Annotated in this window: 25 protein-coding genes; 13 read left to right on the top strand and 12 right to left on the bottom strand. The window is 39.2% G+C overall.

Features of this window, described 5'->3' with window-relative positions:
- Positions 1-8 precede the first annotated feature (8 nt).
- The 4 genes from IEV17_RS15770 to IEV17_RS15755 all read left to right on the top strand — a co-directional run bounded on the left by IEV17_RS15770 (position 9) and on the right by IEV17_RS15755 (position 5,213).
- Entirely contained in the window at positions 9-1,232 is a 1,224-nt protein-coding gene (locus IEV17_RS15770) for an MFS transporter (RefSeq protein WP_004659501.1), read from the top strand.
- Between the two features lie 84 nt (positions 1,233-1,316).
- A complete protein-coding gene (locus IEV17_RS15765) occupies positions 1,317-1,826 on the top strand; it encodes a hypothetical protein (RefSeq protein ID WP_004659499.1) in 510 nt (169 codons plus the stop codon).
- Between the two features lie 166 nt (positions 1,827-1,992).
- Positions 1,993-4,374 (top strand): YgiQ family radical SAM protein, encoded by a 2,382-nt coding sequence (locus IEV17_RS15760; protein ID WP_004659498.1) that lies wholly within the window; start codon positions 1,993-1,995, stop codon positions 4,372-4,374.
- Between the two features lie 305 nt (positions 4,375-4,679).
- Positions 4,680-5,213 carry a DUF2726 domain-containing protein gene (locus IEV17_RS15755; RefSeq protein ID WP_004659496.1) on the top strand — a complete coding sequence of 178 codons (534 nt, stop codon included), beginning with the start codon at positions 4,680-4,682 and terminating at the stop codon, positions 5,211-5,213.
- Between the two features lie 4 nt (positions 5,214-5,217).
- On the opposite strand, the gene IEV17_RS15750 is transcribed toward IEV17_RS15755, so the two are convergent.
- The 10 genes from IEV17_RS15750 to mdtD all read right to left on the bottom strand — a co-directional run bounded on the left by IEV17_RS15750 (position 5,218) and on the right by mdtD (position 14,462).
- Positions 5,218-5,571, bottom strand: a complete 354-nt coding sequence (locus tag IEV17_RS15750; protein ID WP_004659495.1) for a RidA family protein — start codon at positions 5,569-5,571, stop codon at positions 5,218-5,220.
- 81 nt (positions 5,572-5,652) lie between these two features.
- Positions 5,653-5,850 carry a hypothetical protein gene (locus tag IEV17_RS15745; protein WP_034600758.1) on the bottom strand — a complete coding sequence of 66 codons (198 nt, stop codon included), beginning with the start codon at positions 5,848-5,850 and terminating at the stop codon, positions 5,653-5,655.
- A gap of 62 nt (positions 5,851-5,912) precedes the next feature.
- Positions 5,913-7,316 (bottom strand): cell envelope integrity protein CreD, encoded by a 1,404-nt coding sequence (gene creD / locus IEV17_RS15740; RefSeq protein WP_004659491.1) that lies wholly within the window; start codon positions 7,314-7,316, stop codon positions 5,913-5,915.
- Positions 7,317-7,391: 75 nt separating this feature from the next.
- On the bottom strand, positions 7,392-8,858 hold the full coding sequence (creC, locus tag IEV17_RS15735) for a two-component system sensor histidine kinase CreC (RefSeq protein WP_004659490.1): 1,467 nt from the start codon (positions 8,856-8,858) through the stop codon (positions 7,392-7,394).
- Positions 8,859-8,877: 19 nt separating this feature from the next.
- Positions 8,878-9,177 (bottom strand): hypothetical protein, encoded by a 300-nt coding sequence (locus tag IEV17_RS15730; RefSeq protein ID WP_004659488.1) that lies wholly within the window; start codon positions 9,175-9,177, stop codon positions 8,878-8,880.
- 38 nt (positions 9,178-9,215) lie between these two features.
- On the bottom strand, positions 9,216-9,932 hold the full coding sequence (gene creB / locus IEV17_RS15725; RefSeq protein WP_155757105.1) for a two-component system response regulator CreB: 717 nt from the start codon (positions 9,930-9,932) through the stop codon (positions 9,216-9,218).
- Between the two features lie 296 nt (positions 9,933-10,228).
- Complete coding sequence (dinB, locus tag IEV17_RS15720) at positions 10,229-11,284, bottom strand: DNA polymerase IV (RefSeq protein ID WP_171062392.1); 1,056 nt, start codon at positions 11,282-11,284, stop codon at positions 10,229-10,231.
- Between the two features lies 1 nt (position 11,285).
- Entirely contained in the window at positions 11,286-12,047 is a 762-nt protein-coding gene (locus IEV17_RS15715) for a glycoside hydrolase family 25 protein (protein WP_004659483.1), read from the bottom strand.
- Positions 12,048-12,061: 14 nt separating this feature from the next.
- Positions 12,062-13,030, bottom strand: a complete 969-nt coding sequence (locus tag IEV17_RS15710) for a hypothetical protein (protein ID WP_004659482.1) — start codon at positions 13,028-13,030, stop codon at positions 12,062-12,064.
- 37 nt (positions 13,031-13,067) lie between these two features.
- Positions 13,068-14,462 (bottom strand): multidrug transporter subunit MdtD, encoded by a 1,395-nt coding sequence (gene mdtD / locus IEV17_RS15705; protein ID WP_004659480.1) that lies wholly within the window; start codon positions 14,460-14,462, stop codon positions 13,068-13,070.
- 163 nt (positions 14,463-14,625) lie between these two features.
- Here mdtD and IEV17_RS15700 point away from each other — a divergent pair, with 163 nt between their 5' ends.
- On the top strand, positions 14,626-16,470 hold the full coding sequence (locus IEV17_RS15700; RefSeq protein ID WP_034600756.1) for a choice-of-anchor I family protein: 1,845 nt from the start codon (positions 14,626-14,628) through the stop codon (positions 16,468-16,470).
- Positions 16,471-16,524: 54 nt separating this feature from the next.
- Here IEV17_RS15700 and IEV17_RS15695 read toward each other — a convergent pair whose 3' ends face one another.
- Positions 16,525-17,151: an LOG family protein gene (locus tag IEV17_RS15695; protein ID WP_004659476.1), complete on the bottom strand. Its 627-nt coding sequence runs from the start codon at positions 17,149-17,151 to the stop codon at positions 16,525-16,527.
- Positions 17,152-17,477: 326 nt separating this feature from the next.
- Here IEV17_RS15695 and IEV17_RS15690 point away from each other — a divergent pair, with 326 nt between their 5' ends.
- The 6 genes from IEV17_RS15690 (at position 17,478) to IEV17_RS15665 (ending at position 25,230) form a co-directional block, all read left to right on the top strand.
- Positions 17,478-19,061, top strand: coding sequence for a TerC family protein (locus tag IEV17_RS15690; RefSeq protein ID WP_004659474.1), 1,584 nt, complete (start codon positions 17,478-17,480; stop codon positions 19,059-19,061).
- Positions 19,062-19,145: 84 nt separating this feature from the next.
- Positions 19,146-19,628 (top strand): YchJ family protein, encoded by a 483-nt coding sequence (locus IEV17_RS15685; RefSeq protein ID WP_004659472.1) that lies wholly within the window; start codon positions 19,146-19,148, stop codon positions 19,626-19,628.
- Positions 19,629-19,680: 52 nt separating this feature from the next.
- Entirely contained in the window at positions 19,681-20,325 is a 645-nt protein-coding gene (locus IEV17_RS15680) for a trimeric intracellular cation channel family protein (RefSeq protein WP_004659470.1), read from the top strand.
- 96 nt (positions 20,326-20,421) lie between these two features.
- The gene (locus IEV17_RS15675) at positions 20,422-21,060 is read left to right on the top strand and encodes a tetratricopeptide repeat protein (RefSeq protein ID WP_004659469.1); all 639 of its coding nucleotides are present in this window, start codon (positions 20,422-20,424) and stop codon (positions 21,058-21,060) included.
- A 114-nt stretch (positions 21,061-21,174) separates the two neighbouring features.
- Entirely contained in the window at positions 21,175-23,394 is a 2,220-nt protein-coding gene (gene parC / locus IEV17_RS15670) for a DNA topoisomerase IV subunit A (RefSeq protein ID WP_004659467.1), read from the top strand.
- 156 nt (positions 23,395-23,550) lie between these two features.
- Entirely contained in the window at positions 23,551-25,230 is a 1,680-nt protein-coding gene (locus IEV17_RS15665) for a long-chain-fatty-acid--CoA ligase (protein WP_004659466.1), read from the top strand.
- A 79-nt stretch (positions 25,231-25,309) separates the two neighbouring features.
- On the opposite strand, the gene IEV17_RS15660 is transcribed toward IEV17_RS15665, so the two are convergent.
- Positions 25,310-25,702 carry a hypothetical protein gene (locus IEV17_RS15660; RefSeq protein WP_004659463.1) on the bottom strand — a complete coding sequence of 131 codons (393 nt, stop codon included), beginning with the start codon at positions 25,700-25,702 and terminating at the stop codon, positions 25,310-25,312.
- A gap of 151 nt (positions 25,703-25,853) precedes the next feature.
- Here IEV17_RS15660 and IEV17_RS15655 point away from each other — a divergent pair, with 151 nt between their 5' ends.
- Both IEV17_RS15655 and ppa read left to right on the top strand, forming a co-directional pair.
- Positions 25,854-26,252 (top strand): MAPEG family protein, encoded by a 399-nt coding sequence (locus IEV17_RS15655; protein ID WP_004659462.1) that lies wholly within the window; start codon positions 25,854-25,856, stop codon positions 26,250-26,252.
- A 116-nt stretch (positions 26,253-26,368) separates the two neighbouring features.
- Complete coding sequence (ppa, locus tag IEV17_RS15650) at positions 26,369-26,896, top strand: inorganic diphosphatase (RefSeq protein WP_004659459.1); 528 nt, start codon at positions 26,369-26,371, stop codon at positions 26,894-26,896.
- Positions 26,897-26,981 lie beyond the last annotated feature (85 nt).

Below are 26,981 nucleotides of genomic sequence, written 5' to 3'. Positions count from 1 at the left end.
GAGTCCTCATGTCTGAATCAGTTACACGTCCAACCCATATCGAATATGGTTCAAAATCGTTTACTGCGATTTTATGGTCTTTATTTTTTGCTGGTTTTGCATCCTTTTCATCTTTGTACTGTGTACAACCAATGATGCCAATTTTTGCAAAATTCTTTCAGGTTACACCGACGCATAGTAGTTTTCCTTTATCCTTTTCTACCGTCGCCTTAGCAATTGGTCTGTTATTCACAGGTTTTATTTCTGATCGTTTTGGACGTAAACCGATCATGGTTTATGCCTTATTCCTCGTTTCGATTCTCTTATTGATTAGTGCTTCTTTTCCAATTTGGGAGATTTTTCTCAGCACCCGTATTCTCATTGGTTTAGCCGTGAGTGGGGTCGCAGCCGTTGCAATGACTTATATCGGCGAAGAAATTGCGCAGAAAGATATCGGTTTTGCGATGGGATTGTATATCTCTGGCACAGCGATTGGCGGCATGGGTGGACGTTTAATTGCAGGGGTATTGGTTGACTTCATTTCTTGGCAATCTGCAACCTATATCATTGGTTTTCTAAATTTTATTATTGCTTGTCTATTTTATTTATTGTTGCCCAAATCAGAGCATTTCAAGCCATTTCCATTCCGATTTTCACGTTTTAAAGCAGCGTTTGAGCAAAATCTAAAAGACTCGAAACTACGAATTTTATTTGCTCAAGGCTTTATTTTAATGGGCTGTCTAGTCACAGTTTTTAACTATATCAGTTATCACTTATTAGAAGCACCATTTCATTTATCGCAAACTTGGATTGGTTTGATTTCGATTGCTTATTTGGCAGGGATTTATAGTTCACCTAAAGCCGCACGATGGGGCTTTCAGTATGGACGCGCTAAAGTATTACCTGTTTTATTGTTGAGTATGATTATAGGTTTATTTATTACACTTATCTCATCAATATGGGCAATTTTGTTGGGTCTTACCATTTTTACCTTTTCATTTTTTGCGGCACATTCGACAGCCAGTAGTTGGGTATCCGTTCAAGCGGTACAATATCGCGCAGTTGCCTCTTCACTTTATCTCTTTTGCTATTACATGGGCTCAAGTTTGCTTGGGAGTAGTGGTGGTTTGGTCTGGGAGCATTTTGGATGGATTGGAATTAATTTGAGTGTCACTGTGGTCTTAGTTATGGGTCTGGCACTCGCGATACACTTAATGAAGAATGAAAATAAAACGACAATTAAAGTCGCTTAAACTTGATAAAAGTCTTTGAAATTTAGTAATTTAAATAAGCACCTATTTGGGTGTAGAGATAATATTAAAATTGGGGAAAATAAGATGGAATTACATAGTCGCGTTTATTATAAACATCCTGACTCAACAATCATGGGACAATTAGAGGTCTTATTTACCACACATCATGGAGATGAAGAAAAGTTCATTCAGACAGCTTTACTCATTAATCCGCAAGCGGATGAGATTACTCAAGAGCTAGTTGATTTGATTGATTCGATTGAACATGATCTTGCGCCAGAGACATTGCACTATGTTGATGGGTTTGCTGTACTAGATTTTTCCCATGGCTCAAATGGCGATGAAAACATTGAAAATATTTTATTATTTTTAAAAGGATTATTACCTGATATTCATGCACAAGCTTGGGGTTGTGGTGATGATGATCCATGGGAGTTTTGGTTCAAATTTAATGGCGATGAGCTTATCCGTGAAGATGATGAACCATTGAATGATCCTGATGAAGATGAAGAAATTAAAGCTTCTATTTATACATGGTGGCATCAAGATTTACCTTCTGGAATTAAAGAAGGCTTCTTGAACGAAGAAGAGTAATTATCAACATCTTATAATGCTATTTCCTCAATAAGTTACAAATACTTTTTGGGGAAATGCTTCTGTTTGTTTTTTGATCTATAAAAATGAATGGAATTCATGCTAAAATGATCGGCTTTCATCTTTAGATGTCTCTCCTCCATCTGCTAGCCGAGATTCGCAAGCCATGTCTACTGCCTACACTATGCAGACCGCGCCAAAAGCGCTGTTTGATTACGACAAATATTGGGCGTCGTGTTTTGAACCCGCACCATTTTTGCCGATGTCACGAGAAGAAATGGATCAACTCGGCTGGGATGCGTGTGACTTTATTTTGGTTTGTGGTGATGCTTATATTGACCATCCATCTTTTGTATCAGGTGTGATTGGGCGTGTACTTGAAGCACAGGGCTTCCGTGTCGGAATAATTGCACAACCAGACTGGACCAACGCAGAGAGCTTCCGCGTTCTAGGCAAGCCAACCATTGCATGGGGTGTGACCGCAGGGAACATGGACTCAATGATCAACCGTTATACGGCAGATCGTAAAATTCGTTCCGATGATGCCTATTCGCCAAACAATGAAGCAAATAAGCGTCCAGACCGTGCAGCAACAGTTTACTGTCAGCGTTGCCGTGAAGCTTTTCCTGACGTTCCTGTCTTGCTCGGTGGTATTGAAGGAAGCTTGCGTCGTATTGCACATTATGATTATTGGTCTGACAAAGTTCGCCGCTCTATTTTGATGGACTCAAAAGCTGATCTATTGATGTATGGTAATGGCGAGCGTGCGATTATCGATGTGATGCATCGTTTAGCCAAAGGTGAGAAAATCCACGAGATTACTGATGTTCGTGGTACAGCATTTATTATTAATAAGCATAATAAAGCATCTAAAGCCAAATTCGTTGAAATTGCCAGTAATGACGTGGATACCATTGGACGTGTCGATCCAATTATTAATCCTTATGTCATGACTGAAGATATTGATGGCTGTGAAGTTGAAAAAGAAAAAGGTAACTCGCTAGCGCAGTATCAAAACTTCCAAAAAGAAATCGTTGCCAATCCAATCGTGCGTGAAGGTGACCAGCTCGATCCAGATACACAGATTGTGCAGTTAAAGCCTGCGCCATCAAAAGCGATTAAACATAAATTACCTCCACGTGAATTGGCTGTGATTCGTTTACCTTCTTTTGAAGCAGTGGCTGATGATCATGTGTTGTATGCACATGCCAACCGCATCTTGCACCTTGAAACCAATCCAGGTAATGCACGTGCCTTGGTGCAGCGTCATGGCGAGCGGGACGTCTGGATCAACCCACCACCAATTCCTCTGACCACTGAGGAAATGGATTATGTGTTTGATTTACCCTATGCACGTTTACCGCATCCTTCTTATGGAAATGCACGTTTCCCAGCCTTTGATATGATCAAATTCTCGGTCAATATCATGCGTGGTTGTTTTGGTGGATGTACCTTCTGTTCAATTACTGAACATGAGGGTCGTATTATTCAAAACCGTTCTGAAGATTCAATTTTACGTGAAATTGAAAAGATCCGTGATACGGCACCTCAATTTACAGGCATCATTTCAGACTTAGGCGGCCCAACTGCAAACATGTACCGTTTGCACTGTAACGACCCTGAAATTGAAAAGAACTGTCGTAAGCCATCTTGTGTCTATCCAGGTGTTTGTCAAAACCTACATACCGATCATGCGCCTCTTGTTCAGCTTTATCGTAAAGCGCGTGAAATCAAAGGTGTGAAGAAGATTTTGATTGGTTCTGGACTACGTTATGACCTTGCGGTATTGAACCCTGAATATGTGAAAGAATTGGTACAGCATCATGTTGGTGGCTATTTAAAAATTGCACCTGAGCATACTGAACAAGGTCCATTGTCGAAGATGATGAAACCGGGAATTGGGACGTATGACCGCTTTAAACAAATGTTTGAGCGTTTCAGTAAGGAAGCAGGTAAGGAACAATATCTCATTCCATATTTCATTGCTGCGCATCCGGGTACCACCGATTATGACATGATGAACTTGGCGATTTGGTTGAAGAAAAATGGTTTCCGTGCTGATCAGGTACAAACCTTCTACCCATCACCAATGGCCACTGCGACCACGATGTACTACACAGGCAAAAATCCATTGTCTAAAGTGGCACGTTATACTGAAAATGTCGATATCGTGAAAGGTGAAAAGCGTCGCCGTCTGCATAAAGCATTCCTGCGTTATCATGATCCAAATAACTGGCCTTTGTTACGTGAAGCACTGAAAGAAATGGGGCGTTCGGATTTAATTGGTAATTCGAAGCAGCATCTGATCCCAACCTATCAGCCACAAGGTACGGCTGAAGGTGAATATAAATCAGCACGTAAAAAGAACTCAACTGTTGCAGGTGATTCAGCGAAACGTGGTCAAGCGCAATCTCAGCCACAATTAGGTCAGAAACGTCCACAAAAAGGGCAGATATTAACGCAACATACGGGTTTACCGCCACGTGAAACAGGTGACAAAAAACCATTCTCAGGAAAACCAAAACCTAAAGTGAAACCAAAGCGTTAAATGAATAAACAGAAGGCATCAGTTATGATGCCTTCTTTTTTATACATAAATGGTAGGGTAGTCACAATCTGGTTATAAAAGTACAATTTATCGAAACATATACTGACAATATCCGCTTGAATATTTGCCTACTGATGATTATAAATATAGATGCAGGATGCTTTTATGACTTTGGTCGACGAGGGAAACACGATTAAAAAAATTTAAGTTATACTGCTAAAATGACTTTAACTATCGTTGTTACTGATTAAAAAAATGGCTCAAAGCCAAAATGATTATAAAAAATCTAAAGGGATTCGTTAGAAATGTATTATTTCATAACAATAGTTGGATTGCTGTTGATTACAGCACTTGTGTTTCGACGCCTACATCCTAATCGGCGTCAAGATAGTCCATTAAAACGCCGTGGTATTCTCAATATTTCTGAGCAAATTACCTTGATGCGTTTACAAGCTGTATTACCTCGTCATACGATTTTGGCGCATGTTTCTTTTGATGCGCTATTAACAACAAAATTTGCGCATACGCGCCGTAAATATCAAGGTTTAGTTGCTGATTTTGTCGTACTCGATCAGCAACATCAAGTGCTTGCAATTATTGAGATTGCAGACGAGTCATATGTGAATCGTCTACATCAGAAGCATTATCAAGACAGCTTATTAGAATTAGCGGGTTATCGAGTATTGCGCTATAGCAGTATTCCAACGGAGCAAGAGTTGCGTGAGAACTTAGTTCCTGATCTATTTGAACCGATCATGCCTGTTTCAATCACAGCAACCACAATGCCGCACACGGAACGAGTTATGAAATATAATGTTCTAGCAGCAAAATCATCTTAATTGATTATGGACGTACTGCTGTCACGGTCATTTCAACCAAAACATCTGGCGTATACAGTTTAGACTCTACGCAGGTACGTGCTGGGGGATGACCTTCAGCAATCCATGCATCCCAAACCGCATTCATTGCTGCATAATCTTGTTCAATGTCTTTTAGAAAAATAAGTACAGATAAAATATGCGTTTTGTCTGTACCTGCTTCTGCGAGTAAACGATCGATATTGTCTAAAGTTTGTTGTGTCTGTGCAGTAACATCGACACTGGTATCATCTGCTAGTTGACCTGCCAAATGAACTAAATTTCCTGAAATTGCGACTTCGCAATAACGTGAAGTGACATGCAGTCTTTGCACAGTCATAAAGAATTACCTAATTAAAATGGATAACTAGAATTGTACTTGATGACATTTTGTTGCAGTGTAATTTTGTTTAAACCAAACTCAATAAGTTTCTATTTCCATCAAATTCCGCTGTTGAAAAAACAAAATACAATGTTGTTGTGGACAAATAATCATATTACCGAGGTTAAGAAATTGGATTTTGGCTTGGCGTAGTCGATTTAGACAAGTTGCAATAGAACTGTGCATTGGGCAAAGTTGTTTTATTTGGCTTAATGCTGAATAAGTGGTTTGATACATCATTTTATTCCTATCAATATGATTTAGTGCTTGGGCGAAATGAGAATTTCGCCCAACTCGATTTATATGGTTTGTTGTTCTGATTGATACCAGTTGACATGACGAGTAATAAACATGACGCATGCGATAAGAATGAAGGAAAGAATAGAACCAAATAAAAAGGTTTTACCGCTAGATTGCAGAAGTAGATACATCATGCCGTATAGCGTACTCAGCAAAAGACCAAATAGTAATGCTGCTTTATAACCTTGAACAACAAAGTACAAATACCATGTAATTAAACTGATACAGGCAACTGCAGCGACCAGATAAGCCCATGCAAAAGTATAATATTCACTGATTGAAAGGAGTAAGACAAAGAACACGCCTTGTGCCATAGCGACTAACGCATATTGGACAGGGTGAATTTTAAGGCTTTTTAAAACCTCGAATAAGAAGAAGCAACCAAAGGTAATAATAATGATCATGATGCCGTATTTAATGGCACGATCAGTTTGGGTATATATATTAATGGGTTCCAAAAACTGAGCAGAAATCCCTGAAACACTGGTTGTAGATGTATCTTTAGCAGCATAGGCAGCGTCTACAGCACTGACAGGATAGCTTTGATTGTTTAGAAGTTGATAAAAGCACTGGCTGTTTTCGCACATGGAAATGCTGTCTAAATTGCGTTTGCCTAAAGCGATATTCTTCCAGTTTGCTTGGAATTGTTGTTTTTTACGGGGTTTTTGAAACGGCAAACTTTGTCCATCATATTTGACATCGCCCCAGTTACCAGCGGCTTGATAGGTCATTTCATTACTGGTGGGAAGAAATGTAAATTTATTGAGTCCTTCCAGCTTGAATTGTAGATTAAATTTAAACCCTTGTTGAAATTTTTGGATTAACTCAGGATATTGCTTTGCTGTGATATGCATCAAATCAAAGCCTTGCTGACCTTGGCTTTGTTCAGCAAAATCGAATTTATAGGCTTTGCCATCAATATTAAACATGGGTTTGGCATTTAACCCACGTGCATCTTGAATTGGGAAAATAATTTCAGCCTGATCCCATAGATAGTTGCGTTGAAGTTCATTGCCGACCGCTTTAAAGACCCCTTTACCTGACATCGTATTTTGATAGCTGATAGCTTTATAAATATTACGCTTGTAAGTACTGTCTGATACGTCAAATTGTGCTGTCCAGTCTGCTGTTTCTGCTCCTAAAGTAACAAAAACGGTTTGAGTACAATCATAGGTCTTCTTTTCTTCATTGGTACATGTGGTTTGAACTTGATAAGGAAGTTTTAAATAAGGTGCAATGACTTGCTGTGGTCGAATTTGTTCATTGGCAATATCCCGAATTACTTGTTGTTGATAGCTTTGGCGTTCGTTTACCAAATTTGAAATAAAGAAAAGACCAATATAAAAAACCAAAATCAGGAACAGAATTGCTGCTATTTTCAGATAAATAAAATTATGGCGCATGCTGGAATCCATTGTCATTGTGATATGACAAGTATCCTGAATCGAGATGCGCTTCAGATGAGTTTCGCTTGAAGCTTATGTGAAGTTTGTATGTAGTGTCAGAGTGACCAGTACGCCAGAACTATGGTTCTCTAAGAAATTGAGAGCGTTAGCTGAGATATTTTGAATGCTAATTTTGCCTTGATGTTGCTGAATAATTTGCTGCACGATGCTAAGACCAATTCCTGTACTTCGTTGTTGATTATGCGGACGTGGCAGCGAAAAATAAGTCTCAAAAACACGCTTTAAGGCGTATTCAGGAATCGCTTCAGCTTCATTAAATAAGGAAATTTCAATACTGTTCGTAACGCTATGCTCTTTCAATTGAATGGCAATCAAGCCTTGTTCAGGGCAGAAATCTCTTGCATTATCCAACAGATTATTGAGGGCTTGTTTTAGCCAAAATGGGTCAGCATAGATTGAGCAATGTTCAGGAAGATCAAGCCGTATTTGTATTTGTTTACGCTGTAATGCGCTTTGTTGTTGCTGAAAACATTGTTGAATCAGCGTGCTTAGATCGAGTATTTGAAATTCTAAAACATGTTGGTTTTTTTCGAGTCGTGTCAGTAATAGCATGCGCTCAATTAAGGATTGCAGACGCTGACCTTGTTGCACAATATGTGTTGCAAATTGCTGTTGATCTTCTAAAGGTAGATCATCCTGTAATAATTCTGCACTGGCTTGAATGGCAGTTAGTGGGCTTTTCAGCTCATGGGTGAGTGTATTGACATAATTTTCAACGTAGGCACGATCTTCCAACTTTTCCCGCATTTCACTCAGAGCTTGGGTCACTTGATTCAGTTCCTTGGCTGAATAAAAGAAAGGTGCTTGATTCACAGGCGCGAGTGCTTGGGCATAGCGTCGTACTCGGTCGATACTATGTTTAAGCCAATAAGCCACCATGCTGGCAAGTAATAAGCTGAGCGCTGCAATCCAAAGTGCTTGATGAATGAGTTGTTGTTCGGCACGTTCAATATAAGGTTGTACGGATTGATTAGGCTTACCAATACTCACCACACCGAGTAATTGTTGTTTATAGATAATTGGTGCAGCAATGTGCATGACACTACTATTGCGGTCATTAGGATCGGTTGCAGTAGAACGTGCGCCGTATTTGCCACGTAGGGTTAGGTAAACATCATTCCATTTAGAGTAATCTTGTCCAACCGCTTTCCCTTCGGAATCATAAATCACAATACCATGCTGATCAGTAATATAAAGCTGTTGGTTAATTTGATTTTTTTTATGTTGCCAAATCGTCGCATCAAGTTGACGTGATAATGCAGCTTGAATTTTCTGATCGAACTCAGGGGTATTTACTTGTTGTTGATGGACATCTTCCGCAATGAGTTGCGCAATAATATTGGCATTTTCAGCCAGTGTATCTTCAACCACTTGTCGTACATTGGGTTTGACTTGTTGGGTGAGAGTATAAGCAATAAAACTGAGACTCAGTACCACCACCAAGCTAAAGAAAAACCAAATGCGGATAAAGATGGACATATTATGATGACATCAAAATTTAGGATATGAAGGGAAATGTTATTTTCTTTGCTTCAATCTCGAATAGATCACCTGATTGTATTTCGATGATTATCCGTGAATTGCCATTTTCTAAAATAGAGAAATCTAAAATTTGATTGATAGAGATACTTTTACCCCATTCATTGTGATTAGCAATATGAAAGTTTTTAAATTTTTCAGCAATGAGTGCGACATCTTCAGATTGATTATTTCTGAGCTGAACTTTCAGACTTGATTCAGCCCAATCTATGTGAATTGAGATAAGTGACCAATCATGCATATCTATCTTTTCTTTCATTTTGGTATTGTCAGCATTTGAAGTATTGAAATTGTATTTTAAGCTTGTACCAAACTATACCCAAACCCTCGATGCGTTCGAATAGGATCATCGGGGGTAATCTGTTTAAGTTTTTGCCTTAAACTTTTGATATGTGTATCCACCGTTCGTTCTAAACTATGTTCAGGATGTTCCCAAATATGATCCATGAGTTGCTGACGGCTAAACACTTGTTCTGGATGCTGAATCAGTAAAAATAACAAACGATATTCATAACGCGTCAGCTGCAACATTTGTCCATGATATTGAATTTGTAGAGATTGTGGATTACATATCCACGTGGCAGAGTGTAGAGTAATTTCTGTTTGAATGATTGGTGGTTGTGGTGGAATATTTTGCGTTTGTACTTCCATTCTGCGCCATACAGCTTTGATTCGTGCCACAATTTCACGTGCACTAAAAGGCTTGGTACAATAATCATCAGCACCGATTTCTAAACCGACAACCCGATCAATTTCATCATCACGAGCGGTTAAAAATAATAAAGGTGTTTGATATTTTTGACGCAGTTGTTTGCAGACTTCAAAACCATTGAGATCAGGTAAACCCACATCTAAAATAATAAAATCAAAAGTCTGTTGAGAGAGTAATTCGAGTGCTTGTGTTCCTGTATTTGCCCAACTGACACTCCAACCTTCACGTTCAAGTGCATAACGTAGTGGTAACACAATTGCGGCTTCGTCTTCAATACAGAGAATTTGTTTTTGATTCATAATAATCAGTAATCAATATTTTCTAATTTTATGATGTTAGTTTAACTGAAGTCTGGATCGAGAGAACTAATGTTGAGAATTTTTATAAAAGATAAATAAGAAAAGGACACCTGAAGTGCCCTGTAATATTCGGATTTGATCGTCACGCTAACCACAGGAGCAAATGCTAAAAGCGAGGATTTCTTTAGCAAGGGCAAGCAACAAGGATAATGTTACCGCGCCGCCTAGAGTACTGAAAACCGCATAAAAAGCAAACATAAATTTTAGTTTGGGATATGCTTTTGTGTAAAAAAACACCACTACCATAAAGAAAGTTGAGATTCTTGTTGCATGGGCTGTAATTGATAGACACCAACACCGACTAAACGGAATTGGAAAGTCGGGTCAATATGCATTTCATTCAGTAGTTGAAAGATGACTTGTGCTAAGTCTTGCTCAGATTGTAGTGCTTGTTTGAAGCTTTTACTGTGTTGTAAAACCTGAAAATTTTTAAGTTTAAGTTTTACATTGACTCCCCGAGCAGTTAATTGTTTTTTATTTAGACTACGCCACACTTGCCCAGCTAGGGGCTGCCAAGTGTGATGACATTGTTCAAGTGTATAATCATCATCAAAAGTGATCTCTTTTGATATTTGTTGGCGTTCTCGCTCAGCTTTGACGGGACGATGGTCAATCCCTTGAGCATATAAATACAGTTGTTTTCCGTATTTGCCAAAATGATGAATAAGTATATTTTCTTCTATTTTTTGTAGATCACCGAGCGTATGTAAATTCAGTTGACTTAATTTTTCTTGAGTGACTTTACCAACCCCTGGAATTTTATTGAGGGCTAAATCCTGAATAAAATTGAGTACCTGATGGGGTTTTATCACAAATAAACCGTTAGGTTTGTTCCAATCAGAGGCGATCTTTGCCAAAAATTTATTGGGAGCTACACCAGCGGACGCAGTGAGTCCTGTTACTGCAAAAATATCAGCACGAATGTGTGCAGCGACCTCAGTCGCACTCGGAATGTTTTTTAGATTCTCAGTCACGTCTAAATAAGCTTCATCTAATGAAAGTGGTTCAATCAGAGGGGTGTATTGTTGGAAAATCTGATGAATTTGTGCTGAAACTTCACGATATTTTTCAAAATTAGGCTCAATCACGATAACCTGTGGGCAGAGTTTTTTGGCTTGTCCCATCGACATCGCCGAGCGTAGGCCAAATACGCGAGCGGGGTAGGATGCTGCAGCAATTACAGCACGAGGGTGGTGTGATGAAATCACTACAGGCAAGTTTTTGAGATCAGGGCGTTCCCTGAGTTCGACCGATGCATAAAAAGCATCCATATCAATGTGGATGATTTTGCGCAGTTCACTTGGCATCTACGATGCCTTGTTGTTTTAAAAAGATTCGCCACTGTTTCGGTGACTCTGCATATACGTTCAGATCAACAGGTTTGGGAATCCCATCTATCTTTCCACTTTGGCTATGTTGCCAAAAGAGCCATTGTCGTCCATCTTTTAATTCAGGTTTACCTTCATAATCCCGCACCCATAATGGGGTATTGCTAAAATTACCCATCAAGACAATGTGGTAAAAAGTCTTGGAAATATAAAAAATAGGTTGTTTACCATAATGTTTATGGAGTTGATCATTCATGATCTGAATTTCTTTGAGTAGCTGCTCTTTGGTATAGGTATTAATGCAATTACTGTCATATTCAAGATCAATCACAGGCGGTAAGGCATCTGCTTTCTTTGGCACAGTAGCGATAAAATTTTCGGCCTGAACGGTGCCATCACGGCAGAGACGATAGAAATGATACGCACCGACATGTAAACCTCTTTCACGTGCTTTGAGCCAATTCTGCTGAAAATTTTGATCTTTGAAATCGCCACCTTCGGTGGCTTTGAGATACACGAATTGGTATTGCATCGGAGAGATCTTTTTCCAGTTAATCTCACCTTGATGATGTGATACATCAAATCCACGGATTGAATAGTCTTGTGCTACGGCTTTTTGTTGATAGAACAATCCAAAATAACTGACGATACCAAGCATCACTGTTAAAGCAATACTAGTCAGTGCTGGATAATGCTGAGTGAGTGGATACTTCGGTATTTTCTTTGCCATAATGATGTTTTGTACTATGCAATATCGAGTTGAGTGCTAGATTTACAGTATTCGTCATGCAGCGATTGTACTCGTTTTGCTTTCTCATGAATCGTTTGACTACCGAATTGTTTTATAAATCTACATGAAGCGTAATGTCTAGCATGTTGCTCGTAGTGGCGTACCCAACTTTCTCGTTGTGCTAAGCGTTCATCCTTGACAGGCCAAACACCTTGGCGTAAACGCTCAACCCCAATGCGCCACGGTTTAGGGCTAATTCGTGCACGGAAACAATTTTGATTGCGACACATCAGATCATAATGCGGATCGGCATAAATAGCATGAAATAAGGCCTGCGCATCTTCACCTCGAGGTTCAAAGGTTTGATGCATCACCAAAACACGATAACCTTTGGGTGTGCGGTAAACACGTAAATGCCATGTAGGATGATGTTGAGAAAAAGTTTTAATTTTCTCCAAAGCCTGCTGCTCTGGTGTACCTCTCAATTTCGATTTCAGTTTGAACAAACATTTACTGATCCAAGGGGTCAATAACAGTGATACCACGAATCCAAGCCCAAAGATGAGCCATGAACTAAAATAGACAGCGCACAAGCTTGAGATAACCAGTAGTAGAAAAAATACCGTCATGTAAAGTTTAGAGTTGGGATGATAGATAAAATCAATATCTGCAAATAACACATCAGGTGTATTTAAACATAAAGCCCCATAGGTGTTGCGCGTGATAATGACATCATCATGTTGTGCAACAATCTCTTCTCGGATCGGGAGACCTTCAGCACCGTTATAGGCAACTTTATGATCGATTCTGCGAATATTTTGATCTACTTTTATTTGCTCAATCGCTGCTGTAACACGTTGTTCAGCATGTATTTGCGCTGCCTCAAGGCTTTGATCTGACCAACCAAAGCGTTTGATGGTGTATTGTCTTCCTTCAAATTTTGTTTTTGTTTTCGCTTCAGCCCAATATTTTGGAATAATCATCTCATTTTTCCTTATTCTTTTTCATCTTATTAAAATGTTAGCTCTCATCCGTAGTTTCTTTCGGGATCTGCCAAAAGATGATTGCAGTAATGATGTTAATACAACCCAGTGTAATCAAGGTGGCATGGAAAGCACTGCTAATCGATGTCGTTGAAAAGTGCTGACTGAATAGATTAATCAATGTGCCTGCCATTGCGACACCAATACTCATAGATAGCATCATAATCATTGATAAGAAACTATTGCCGCTGCTGGCATCGTGTTGTGGCAAGTCTTTGAGGGTGAGCGTATTCATGCCTACAAACTGTAGCGAATTTAATGTACCAAAAATAAACAACTGTAAGACTTTCAACCACAGTGGAGTCACTGCTGTCATTAATGAGAAGCTCGCAATACATAATCCGACCAAGATGGTATTGGTGAGTAGAAAACGACGATACCCTACACGTTGAATTAATGGACGAATAATTGGTTTCGAAAATAATGAACCCAAGACTAATGGAATCATCATTAGTCCTGTAATGAAAGGTTCAAAGCCAAAGGCGACTTGCAACATCAAAGGTAAAATAAAAGGAATAGCATTGCTGCCCAAACGTGCGAAGAAATTACCTAATACACCGATTGAGAAGATTTTGTAATGGAATAAACGCCCATGAAATAGCGCATTTTGATGGGTATGCGCGTGATAGGCATAGCTAACAGTGGCAATTATGCCAATCAACAATAAGCTGATACTCACAAAATTTGAATATTGTGAGGAGGCCATATTTTCAATGCCTAAGGATAAGCCGACCATCGCGACCATTAATAAGATAAAACCGCTGAAATCGAAAGTTTTCACCGTCGGCTCTTTCTGATTGGGCATGATTTTAAATGTCATGATCATACCGAGAATACCCATCGGAAGATTAATCAGAAAAATCCAATGCCATGTTGTGACTTCAACTAACCAACCACCTAATGTAGGCCCCATCAGTGGACCGATTAGGCCGGCCAAACTCATGAGACTCATGGCTGAAAGAAATTGGGAGCGTGGAATTAGCTTTAATAAAGCCAAACGGCCTACAGGCATCAGTAATGCACCGCCGATACCTTGAATCACACGGAAAAACAACAGTTGTTCTAGGTTTTGCGATAAGCCACATCCCAATGAGGCCAAGCTGAAAATCACCATAGAGCTGAGATAAATATTACGAATCCCAAAACGATCGGCTAACCAGCCACTCAAGGGAATACAGGCTGCAACAGATAATACATAGGCGACAATCACACTATGCATTTGTAATGGATTTTCATTCAGTTGAATCGCCATTGCTGGTATTGCAGTATTCACGATGGTGGTGTCTAAGGCTTGCATAAAAAAGCCAATCGAAACCAATATGACCAACCATCGAAATTCGGGCTGTACAGCTTGGTGTGTTGTCGTTGTCATGAGTTCTGACACATAAGAAATCGGTTCTAGTTTAATGCAACCCTATTGGAAATAAAGACCAAAATTGTCAAAGAGTGGTCATGGAACTGACATTAAAGTGTCATCGAACTTGCATCTCAAATCACTAAATTAACCATACAAAATAAGGGTATGGAATTTGATGATGAAATTTAAGATTTCAGTTTTATTGACAACATTGTTGTCTGTAGGGTTGGTTGCCTGTAATGAAAATGATAACGCTACGAACTCACCAGAGGTTGTAGAAGCAACGCCTGAAACAATTAAGTTAAGTCTGTTAGGGCGTTATGAAACCAAGGTGTTTGTTAAAAGTGCAGCTGAGATTCCTGCGTATGATGCAGCAAGTAAACGCTTATTTGTAGTCAATGCACAAAAAGGTTTAGTCGATGTTTTAGATGCATCTAAACCAGCACAGCCTGTACACATTGCAGAGCTTTCAGCACGAACTTATTTAGCAAATTCTGAAGTAAATAGTGTTGCTGTGAAAAATGGCATTGTTGCGATTGCAGTACAAGCTGAGAATAAAACGGATACTGGAATGGTGGTGTTTTTTAATGCCAAAGATCTCAGTTTTATGAGCAAAGTGAGTGTGGGTGCTTTACCTGATATGCTGACTTTTAGTCCAGATGCTAAAACGGTTTTAGTCGCAAATGAAGCAGAACCGAATGATGATTATTCGGTTGATCCTGAAGGTTCAATCAGCATTATTGATATCAGCAATATTCAACAACCTAAAGCCAGTGTGGCAGGTTTTAGTGCATGGAATAATCAAAATTCAGATTTATTGGCCAAAGGAGTACGTATCTTTGGTCCAAATGCCAGCGTTGCTCAAGATTTAGAACCTGAATATATAACCATTTCAGCAGATAGCAAAACCGCTTGGGTCACGTTACAAGAAAATAATGCAATTGCGAGAATAGATATTGCACAACAGAAAGTCACCGATATTTATCCATTAGGCTATAAAGACCATAGTTTGGTTGAGAATGCTTTAGATGTGAGTGATCGGGATTGTGATCCAAAAACGGATTGTAATGGTGATGGTGTTATTGATACCAAAGATAAAGATAAGGGAATTATCAATATCAAACCGTGGGCAGGTTTAGTGGGGATGTATCAACCAGATTCGATTGCGAATTATCAGGTGAATGGCCAAACTTATTTGGTGACTGCCAATGAAGGGGATTCACGAGCTTGGTTAAAAGACGCTGATGCATATTTTGGTGGTGATACCAGTAAGGGCTTTGTAGAGGAAATTCGCGTTAAAGATCTGTTTAAGAGTAGTGGCTTTACCAATAAAGTCAAAGATGAGTATCCAGCGCATTTACAGAAAATCGCTGTAGGCGTAAAAGGTGCACGATTAAATGCATCAACTTTTGGTTATTGTGGCGCAACGACAACAGATGCAAAAGGCTGTCGTGAAGATAGTCAATTAGGTCGTTTAAAAGTGACGTGGACCAAAGGATACCAAATGAATCAAGACGGTTCACCAAAACTGGATGCAGATGGTTATCTGGTTTATGACAAACTCTATGCCTATGGTGCGCGTTCATTTAGTATCTGGAATACCCAAGGTCAACTTGTTTGGGATTCGGGCAGCGAATTTGAAAAGAAAATAGCAGAGTTATTCCCTAAATACTTTAATAGTGATCATGAAGAAGTCACTTTTGATAAGCGAAGTGCTGCCAAAGGCCCAGAACCGGAAGGTATTACTGTGGGGACAATCGGGAAGAAAACCTTTGCTTTTATTGGTTTGGAACGTATGAGTGGCATCATGGCGTATGACATCACCACGCCGAATAAACCTAAGTTTATTGAATACTTTACTACCCGTAACTTTGTAGAAACAGATATTGCGCAGCAGGGTGATTTAGGACCTGAGGGATTGATCTTTGTCTCTGCAAAAGACTCTCCAAATGGTAAGCCATTACTCGTGGTTGGTAATGAAGTCAGTGGTTCAACTGCTGTTTACCAAGTTAATCTTCAATAAACTCTTGGCATAAAAAAACGGATCAATTTGATCCGTTTTTTTATGCTGAGTATTTTAGACTTCGATACGTGTAGGACTATTCAAATTTTTAATTACATTGGTAATTTGTTCAAGCGAATCACAAATAATCACTTTGGCACGATGTTGAGGAGGTAAAAATCCTTCTTCAACAGCATGATCTAGTTGAGCAATTAAGGCATCATAAAAACGATTTACATTATAAATAATCATCGGTTTTTGGTGCTGATTGAGTTGGCCCCAAGTAGCTATTTCTAAAATCTCTTCAAAAGTACCTAAACCACCAGGTAAAGCAATAAAAGCACTGGCACGTTCTGCCATCAATGCTTTACGTTCATGCATGGTCTCAACAATATGAAGCTCTGTTAATTTATTATGTGCAATTTCATAGTCCAACATAAACTCAGGAATTACACCGACTACTTCACCGCTATGTTCCAGTACAGTATCTGCAACTTGCCCCATTAAGCCAATACTTGCTCCCCCATAGACAATTCCAAAACCTTGATTTGCGATGTGTTGAGCAAGTTCGATGGCTTTATCTCGATAAATGGGTTTGTTACCTGTACGAGAACCGCAATATAAAGCAATAAGAGATTGGGTGGTTTTTCTGGGAGTAGAAGAAATGGTTTTTTTATCTGTCATTCTAAATACACTATTCATTCGGTTTATTTTCACCTTATCATTTTCATTGTGCTTGTCTAGGTTAAATGACTTTTATGACAGTTTTATGCACACTTTACGTACAAAACAATATTATGAATTTTAGAAAAAATTTGAAAACAACAAGCACATAAAAAAGATGAATTTCACTGCAATCTTGCCTATACTGAAAATCCTTTTATTAATTTATGTACCTCTATGAGTAGTGGTTGTTGTCGCTCCGCTTTGTTCTTATTTCCTAAAAAAAATGTTTTGGCTATTTGTGCCGACCTTTTAAAAATTCAACTTCATAACGATATTGCTGATTTTGCAGAGGAGTCACATCAATGATTTTTGAATGGATGTCTGATCCTTCTGCATGGGTTGGCTTAGCCACATTGGTGGTGCTTGAAATCGTCCTAGGTATTGATAACCTAGTATTTATTGCAATCTTGGCAGAAAAACTACCACCAGAACAACGTAATGCGGCTCGTAGAGTTGGTTTGATTCTCGCCTTAATCATGCGTCTAGGATTGCTTGCCGCAATTGCATGGGTTGTGACTCTAACTGAACCACTGTTCCATATTTTTGACCATGCCTTTTCTGGTCGTGACCTGATTTTGCTATTTGGTGGTGTGTTCTTACTCTTCAAAGGTACGATGGAGTTACATGAACGAATCGAGGGTCACCAAACACTGAAAGAAGAAAATCCTGTACATGCTACTTTTTGGATGGTGATTGTTCAGATTGTAGTTTTGGATGCTGTCTTTTCTTTAGACAGTGTGATTACTGCGGTTGGTATGGTTAAGCATCAAAGTGTCATGATGCTGGCAATGATTATTGCTGTTGGTATTATGCTTTGGGCATCCAAACCATTGATGGATTTTGTGAATAAGCATCCAACGGTCGTGATTCTGTGTCTTGGTTTCCTGATGATGATTGGTTTCTCGTTAGTGGTTGAGGGCTTTGGTTTCCATATTCCGAAAGGTTATTTGTACGCTGCGATTGGTTTCTCTGTCTTAGTTGAAATTGTGAATCAGACCATGCGTCGTAATCAAGAGAAATTGGTGACGACGACGGATTTACGTTATCGCACAGCTTCTGCGGTATTACGTATGTTGGGCAGTAAAGGTAATGGTAGTGAAGGCCAAAATAAAGAAGCCGAAGATGTTTTAGCGACTCAAGCCTATGCCAAAGAAGTTTTTGACGAAGATAATGGCGTCTATCACAGCGTATTGGTACAGGGTGTTTTGGGCTTATCTGAACGTCCTGTGAAATCTGTGATGACACCACGTCCTGAATTAGAATGGTTAGACCTAGACGCTGATCCAGCAGAGTTGAAAGAACGTTTAATGGCAATGACCCATTCGCGGTTGATTATTGCGCGTGGTGAGTTAGACAATATTGAAGGTGTTGTTTTAACGCATAAAGTGTTGAATGAATATATCGAAACAGGTGCAATTGATTTCAGTAAACACTTACGTGAGCCTGTGATTGTGCATGAAAATGCACAAGTATTAATGGTGATGGAGCAGTTACGTCAGGCTCCATTACAAATTGCAATCGTTTTAAATGAATATGGTTCTATCGAGGGAATTGCAACGCCGATAGATGTATTAGAGGCGATCGCAGGTGAGTTTCCTGATGAAGACGAATTGGAAGCTGTAGCTGCCAGTTTGGATGATGGTTCAATGTTATTAGAAGGTTCAACTGACATTCGCCATGTATCACTGTTATTAGGCAAAGATCTGGTTGATGAAAGTGAAGAATATTCAACTTTATCTGGATATGTGTTGTTCCATTTAGGTCGTTTACCTGAAAATGGGGAAATGGTTGAAGCTGATGGCTATCGCTTTGAGGTTGTTACAATGGATGGGCACAAAATTGAAAAAGTTCGTATTATTGCCAAAGAAAAGTTAGCCGATAAATAATTAAGTTTGTTTTAAATAGCCTCTGAGTTTTACGATCGTGATTACGGTAGTTTTGCTCAAGGCTATTTTTATTTGAGTATTGAAATGACATTGACAGACAATTGCCCATGTGGAAATGGGCTATATGTAACATGTTGCCAGCCTTTGCATTTGAAACAACAATTTGCTCAAAATGCAGAGCAATTAATGCGTTCGCGTTACAGTGCTTTTGCTTTACAACAGATTGATTATATTTTGGAAACCACCGCTTTGGGGCAGCAAGCTGCTTTGGATCGAGATGCGATTGCAGATTGGAGTCAATCCAATCAGTGGCTAAAATTAGAAGTCGTGCAGCACCAGCCAAAACTGGATAAAACCCATGCCTTGGTAGAGTTCAAAGCTCATTACTGTGATAAAAATCAGGGTGACAAACAGGCGCATATTCATCATGAAATTTCACATTTTGTTTTGCATCAACAACACTGGTACTTTCTTGATCCAACCTTGAATATGCAAATAACTATGAAACAAGCTTGTATTTGTGGTTCAGGGAAAAAATTTAAACAATGTTGTGCACAATTCATCTAAGTTTGTCTTAAAATAGCGCACACTTTGATGCCTGATTTAGGGATGTCGGCAGATGTTACTCACCGTGATTTATATTATTGCTATTACTGCGGAAGCGATGACAGGGGCATTATCAGCAGGACGACGTAGTATGGACTGGTTTGGGGTAACGCTGATTGCTTGTGTGACCGCGTTAGGTGGTGGTTCTGTTCGAGATGTTTTACTAGGTCATTATCCTTTAACGTGGGTCAAACATCCTGAATATTTGGTTCTGACTTGTTGTGCAGCGTTTGTCACCATTATTATTGCCAAATGGATGAAGCATTTACGCAGTGTATTCTTATTGCTCGATGCCATGGGCTTAATTGGTTTTACGATTATTGGCTGTCAAATTGCATTATCGATGGGTCACGGTTTTGTAGTTTCTGCCGTGGCAGGCGTGTTAACGGGAGTTTCAGGCGGTATTTTGCGTGATATTTTGTGTAACGATGTGCCTTTAGTGTTTCGCCGTGAGTTGTACGCCAGTATCTCCTTTGTTGCAGTCATCTGCTATTGGGTGTGTTTGGAAATTGGTTTACCTCATGATTTGACTGTGATTTTTACTTTAGTATTTGGTTTTACCTTGCGTGTAATCGCAATTTATTTTGGTCTGGAAATGCCGAAATTTATTTATAAAGAAGATGATGCGGAATCTGCTTCTTCAACAGATGAGCATTAATTAATAAATAACAAAGGGAGTAAAGAATTTTAGGTTGAAATACCTACTTTCCCTTACAACACATAAATTAACCGTTACTTGAATCTTAAATTTAAAATGAATCTTTTATCTGTACAAGAAATGGCTCCTGATGTTATGGAGTTCGATGTAGGTCAACAAATAATGATAGGCCTTGATTATTGTCTTGGACGCAATAATAGAGGCAAAAATCTTTTGTTAGGAAGGAGTTGGCTATGGATCGCAGCAACTTATAATAGATCACTTGTTGCTGAATATAATTGGGCTTCAACTTGGATGGAGCAACCCGAATATAACGAAAGTGAAGTTATCTATATTGAAGATCTTGAGCTAATTGCTGAGCAAGGCAATGCAGCCGCTTTGTATCTGTTGGGAGTTTATCATTCTGGTTCAAATGAAGATAAGCAGGTCGATATTGATCTTGCATTGAAATATTATGAGAAAGCCGCACAGCAGCAATTCTATCCTGCTATTAATAATCTTGCAGATAAATATGAAAATGGCACTGGTGTTGCAAAAAATCTAAAAATAGCTTTTGAGTTTTATTCTGTGGCAGCCGATCAAGGAATTGCAGCATCTCAGTTTAGTTTGGGTCTCTTTTACTTAAAGGGACTTTATGTCGAAAAGAATGAAGAATTAGCTAGAGAATGGTTAAAAAATGCGGAGAAAAATGGCTGGTTTCCTGCATCAGAAATTCTATTAAATATGTTGCATTAAGCTTAACAAGACACCATTTGACGTTTAAACAACAACTAGGGCTTGTCACAAGGCATTCATCCACATAGCATACAAAACATTGACGATAACAATGATTTTGGATGACTTGCTGAAATGACCAGCCTTGCACATCATGCAACCGAAAACCGCTCCGTAGCCGAATTCACAGAACAAGCTTACTTAAATTATGCCATGTACGTGATTATGGATCGTGCACTGCCGCATATCAGCGATGGTTTAAAACCTGTACAACGTCGTATTGTCTATGCAATGAGTGAGCTGGGCTTGAAATCGACAGGCAAGCCGAAAAAATCGGCACGTACTGTTGGTGATGTACTCGGTAAATATCATCCGCATGGTGACTCAGCCTGTTATGAAGCCATGGTGTTGATGGCACAGCCATTCAGCTACCGTTATCCATTGATTGAAGGTCAAGGGAACTGGGGTTCACCTGATGACCCTAAGTCATTTGCTGCAATGCGTTATACCGAAGCCAAATTGTCTGCTTATAGTGAATTATTACTGAGTGAGCTTGGACAAGGGACGAGTGAATGGCAAGATAACTTTGATGGTTCAATGAAAGAACCGATCACTTTGCCTGCAAGGATTCCCAATATCCTACTGAACGGTACGACGGGTATTGCGGTAGGGATGGCAACCGATATTCCACCGCATAACTTACGTGAAGTAGTGAAAGGTACGATTGCATTAATTCGTAATCCTGAAACCACTGATGAAAAATTAGCAGAATATATTCCAGCACCCGATTTACCGACCAAAGCTGAAATTATTACGCCACCAGAAGAATTACTGAAAATTCAAACCACAGGGCGTGGTAGCTATCGTGCGCGTGCAGTGTATACGGTCGAAAAAAATGAGATTGTGATTACTGAACTACCTTATCAAGTTTCAGGTTCAAAAGTCGTTACGCAAATTGCAGATCAAATGATTGCGAAAAAGTTGCCTTTGGTGGCAGATATTCGTGATGAATCAGATCATAAAAATCCAACACGTTTAGTCATTGTATTACGTTCTAATCGTGTAGATGCCGAAACGGTGATGAGCCATTTATTTGCAACCACTGATTTAGAGTCAAGCTATCGCGTTAATTTGAATATGATTGGTGCGGATGGTCGTCCGCAAGTCAAATCGATTCGCCGTATTTTGTTGGAATGGATCGAGATCCGTAAGCAAACCGTAACGCGCCGTTTGCAATACCATTTAACTAAAATTGAAAAACGTTTGCATATTTTGGCAGGCCTTTTAATTGCTTATTTGGATATTGATACTGTAATTCGGATTATTCGTGAAGAAGATCAACCAAAACCTGTTTTGATGCAGCACTTTGGGATTGATGATATCCAAGCTGAGGCAATTTTGGAGCTCAAGCTTCGTCATTTGGCTAAACTTGAAGAAATGGAAATCCGCCGTGAACAAGAAGAACTAGAAGCGAAAGCCGCGATTATTCGTGAGCAACTGGCAAATCCTGAATCATTGAAGAATTTAATTATTGGTGAGTTAAAAGAAGACGCGAAAAAGTTCGGTGATGATCGTCGTTCACCGATTGTTACTCGTGCTGATGCTGTACAAATCAAAGAACAAGATTTAATGCCTGCGGAAACAGTAACTGTGGTCTTGTCAGAAGCAGGCTGGGTGAGAGCCGCTAAAGGTGGTGATGTTGATGCAGCAAACCTAAATTTCCGTGCGGGTGATCAATATTTGAGTCATGCAGTCGGAAAAACCAATCAACGAGTCTACTTTTTAGATGAAACAGGGCGGAGTTATGCGCTGCCGATTAGTAGTCTCCCTTCTGCACGTGGCTTAGGCGAGCCATTGAGTTCGAAACTTGCACCAGCCAGCGGCGTGTCATTTATTCAAGTATTTGTTGATGAGGACAGTAATGAGTTACTTGCTGTCAGTTCAAATGGATATGGATTTAAAACGCAAGCAGCGCAGTTAGATACCAATGCGAAAGCAGGTAAAGCCTTTTTGACTGTAGCAGATAATGCAACCGCTTTACCTTTACTACCAATTCAACAAGCCACACATGTTGCAATTCTCAGTTCATCAGGGCGTTTACTGATCATAGATTTGGCTGAATTACCTGTTCTGAATAAAGGTAAAGGTAACAAGTTGATACAACTTGATGAAAAAGAGCAAATTTTATCCATGACAACCCTAGGTTTAGATGAAATAATCCAAGTCGCTGCAGGACAACAACACCTAAAACTGAAAGGGGACGATCTCCAAAAATATATAGGAAAAAGAGCAACAAAGGGGCAACTTTTACCACGGGGATATCAAAAAGCAAATAGACTCCTCATTCAGAGATAAGGCTAGTATTCTGTGATAAAAATACGTTATATATGACAAGGTATTCATATTATTTGAATAGATTGACAGGGCAATTCCAAAAGTTAAAAAAAAGTTTTGTCATGGAAAGTAACGTCGTTACATTTTTAAGGATTACTACTCGGAGATAATGGCATTATGGAAAAGATTTGGTTTGCAGAATACCAAAAGACAGGAATTCCAGAAACAGTTGCGCTGCCTGCTGAAAACACCTCACTTGTTGATATTTTTGAACGCAATTTCCAAAAATTTGGTTCACGTGATGCCTTTATCTTCATGGATAAAGTTTTAACGTACAATGAATTAGAAGTCGCTAGCCGTAAGTTTGCTACTTATTTACAAGGCCTTGGTTTGGCTAAAGGGACACGCGTTGCGGTGATGATGCCGAACGTATTTCAATATCCAGTAGTTGCTCTTGGCGTATTCCGTGCAGGCTTGGTATTGGTCAATGTAAACCCGCTTTATACTTCACGTGAGCTTGAGCATCAGTTAAATGACTCTGGCGCAGAAGCCCTTGTAATCATCGAAAACTTTGCTAGTGTTTATCAAAGCATTATTGGTAAAACACCTGTGAAGCATGTTGTTGTTGCTTCTGTCGGTGACATGCTTGGTACACTGAAAGGTACGATTGTAAACTTCGTTTTACGTAAAGTACGTAAACAAATTCCAGCATGGAATATTCCTGGCCACGTTAAATTTAATGCAGCGCTAGGTAAAGCGAATCCAAGCAATTATAAACGTCCAAGTTTGACCTTAAGCGATACTGCTGTACTGCAATATACAGGTGGTACGACAGGTGTTTCTAAAGGTGCTGAGTTGACACACCGTAACTTGGTTTCTAACCTATTACAATGTGATGGTATTTTCTCAAGTAAGTTTGGTACAGGTGACGGTTCTAAAGATGATCGTATCGTGTGTGCGTTACCGCTTTATCACATCTTTGCATTTATGGTGTGCGCGCTTTACGGTATGTATAAAGGTCAAGCGAATATCTTGATTCCGAACCCACGTGACCTACCAGCAGTCGTTGGTGAATTACGTAAATACCAGCCTTCTTTCTTCCCAGCAGTAAACACCTTGTTTAATGCCTTAGTGAATAACGAAGAATTCAAACAGCTTGACCATAGCAAGTTGAAGATGGCAATGGGTGGTGGTATGGCTGTATTACCATCTACGGCTGCTGCTTGGCAAAAAGTAACAGGTACGATCATTATCGAAGGTTATGGTTTATCTGAAACATCGCCAGTGGCGACAGCAAACCCGCCTGCAACAACAGAGTTTAGTGGTACGATTGGGATCCCATTACCATTAACTGAAGTTGCTTTACTTGATGATGATGGTAATGAAGTGGCACTTGGTGAGCAGGGTGAAATTTCGATTCGTGGCCCACAGGTAATGAAAGGCTACTGGAATCGTCCTGATGAAACTGAGAAAGTCATGACCAAAGACGGTTTCTTCCGTACTGGTGATGTTGGTGTCATGGATTCACGCGGTTATTTCAAAATTGTAGACCGTAAAAAAGATATGATCTTGGTTTCAGGCTTTAACGTTTACCCGAGTGAAATTGAAGAAGTGATTGCGAAGCATCCAAAAGTATTGGAAGTTGCTGCGATTGGTGTGCCAGATGAAAAATCAGGTGAAGTGCCTAAATTATTCATCGTGAAAAAAGATCCTTCATTAACAACTGAAGAAATTATTGCTTATGCAAAACAAAACTTAACAGGTTATAAATGCCCACGTTATGTTGAGTTTATGGATGATCTACCAAAATCTAACGTAGGTAAGATCTTACGTAAAGATTTACGTAAGCCTGCTTAAGAATCCTACTTAGCCTCCGTTTAAAACGGGAGCTATTGGAAATAAAAAACGCCACAATTGTGGCGTTTTTTATTTGGGTTTATTGAGTATTATTTGATTTCATCAACCAACGATCGATATAAGGCCGTCCAATACCGACAATCCCAACAAAAACGACCATGGATATTAGTTGAAAAACTAATCGGGTTTGATTGATACCATTGAAGCTAAAGTAGTTATCAATAAGGGTATATAGCACAATAACGATCAGCCAATGCCAAAGTGTTAAGCGGTAGATCCCCACAGCATAAAAAGCAATAATTAGAATAACAAAGGTGCCAAGCGTAGATTGCCAATTGTAGTTTGCACAAATCACGCTGAGTAGAAATGCGATGATGGGCAACACTACTTTGAGTACGCGGTCAACTAAAAGCTGATGCTGTCGTTGTTGAGCAAGAACATCAAACAATTTGTTTTGATCTTGAGCTGGCATAACATAACCTTGAGATTGAATCAAAGAAAACTACTTTTAAAGCTAGCAGAATATATAAAAGCAGTGCTTGTTGAACAAGCACAAATGAAAGTTTGATAAATTATAAGTTATGATAGCATGATCACAAGAACTTCAAATGATGGATATCAGCATGCAAGGTATTAGCGGCATTATATTGATTCTTATCGTTGCGTGTTTATTGCCATATGTTTTTACCTTAATTGCAAAAGCAAAAGGTGGCTTCCAAGCAAAGGATAATCAGAATCCGCGTGAATTTTTGGCGAAAACGACAAGTCTAGCTGCCAGAGCCAATGCAGTACAGCAGAATAGTTTTGAAAGTTTACCCTTATTTATCGCTGCAATTTTAATGGCTGAATATATGGTTGTGCCTGAGAAATTTATTCTGAGCTTAGGTTGGGCGTATATCGTATTTCGAATCATTTATGGCATCTGTTATTTAGCGAATCTAGCCACTTTACGTTCGATTATTTGGTTTTTTTCAATATTTTGTCCAATTTTACTGTTTGTGATTACGATTAAACTGACCTAAATCGATGTTGAGTATAAAATTCATTAACGCTCAGCATATCTAGCATCATTTTTATAGTATTCACGCTATAATCTGTCGGATTTACATCTAAGTTCACAAGATAAACGAGTGTTGATATGAGTTATAGCAATATTCCTGCGGGTAAAGACGCACCAAATGACATCTATGTCATCATTGAGATTCCTGCAAATGCAGCGCCAATCAAATACGAAATCGATAAAGATTCTGATGCGTTATTTGTAGACCGTTTCATGGGTACAGCAATGTTCTACCCAGCTAACTATGGTTATGTACCAAATACATTATCTGAAGATGGCGACCCATTAGACGTACTTGTTGTAACTCCACACCCTGTTGCTGCGGGTTCAGTAATCCGTTGCCGTCCAGTGGGTAAACTGAATATGGAAGATGATGGTGGTATCGATGCGAAACTCATCGCAGTTCCACATGAGAAGTTATCTCCTCTCTATAAAGATGTGAAAGAATATACAGATCTTCCACCTTTATTGATTAGCCAAGTTGAGCATTTCTTTGCTCACTATAAAGATTTAGAGCCAGGTAAGTGGGTGAAAATCAGTGGTTGGGAAAATGCTGATGTTGCAAAAGCTGAAGTATTGAAAGCAATCGAAGCTGCTAAAAAATAAGTTTCAGATTTAGCTTAATTTTATGATTTAAAGTTGAGCGCAATAAAAAAACTCCATTCAGTGAATGGAGTTTTTTTATTGCTTG

The sequence above is a fragment of the Acinetobacter modestus genome, assembly GCF_014636095.1.
GTDB classification, from domain to species: domain Bacteria; phylum Pseudomonadota; class Gammaproteobacteria; order Pseudomonadales; family Moraxellaceae; genus Acinetobacter; species Acinetobacter modestus.
This window is presented reverse-complemented; position numbering and strand designations above follow the sequence as displayed.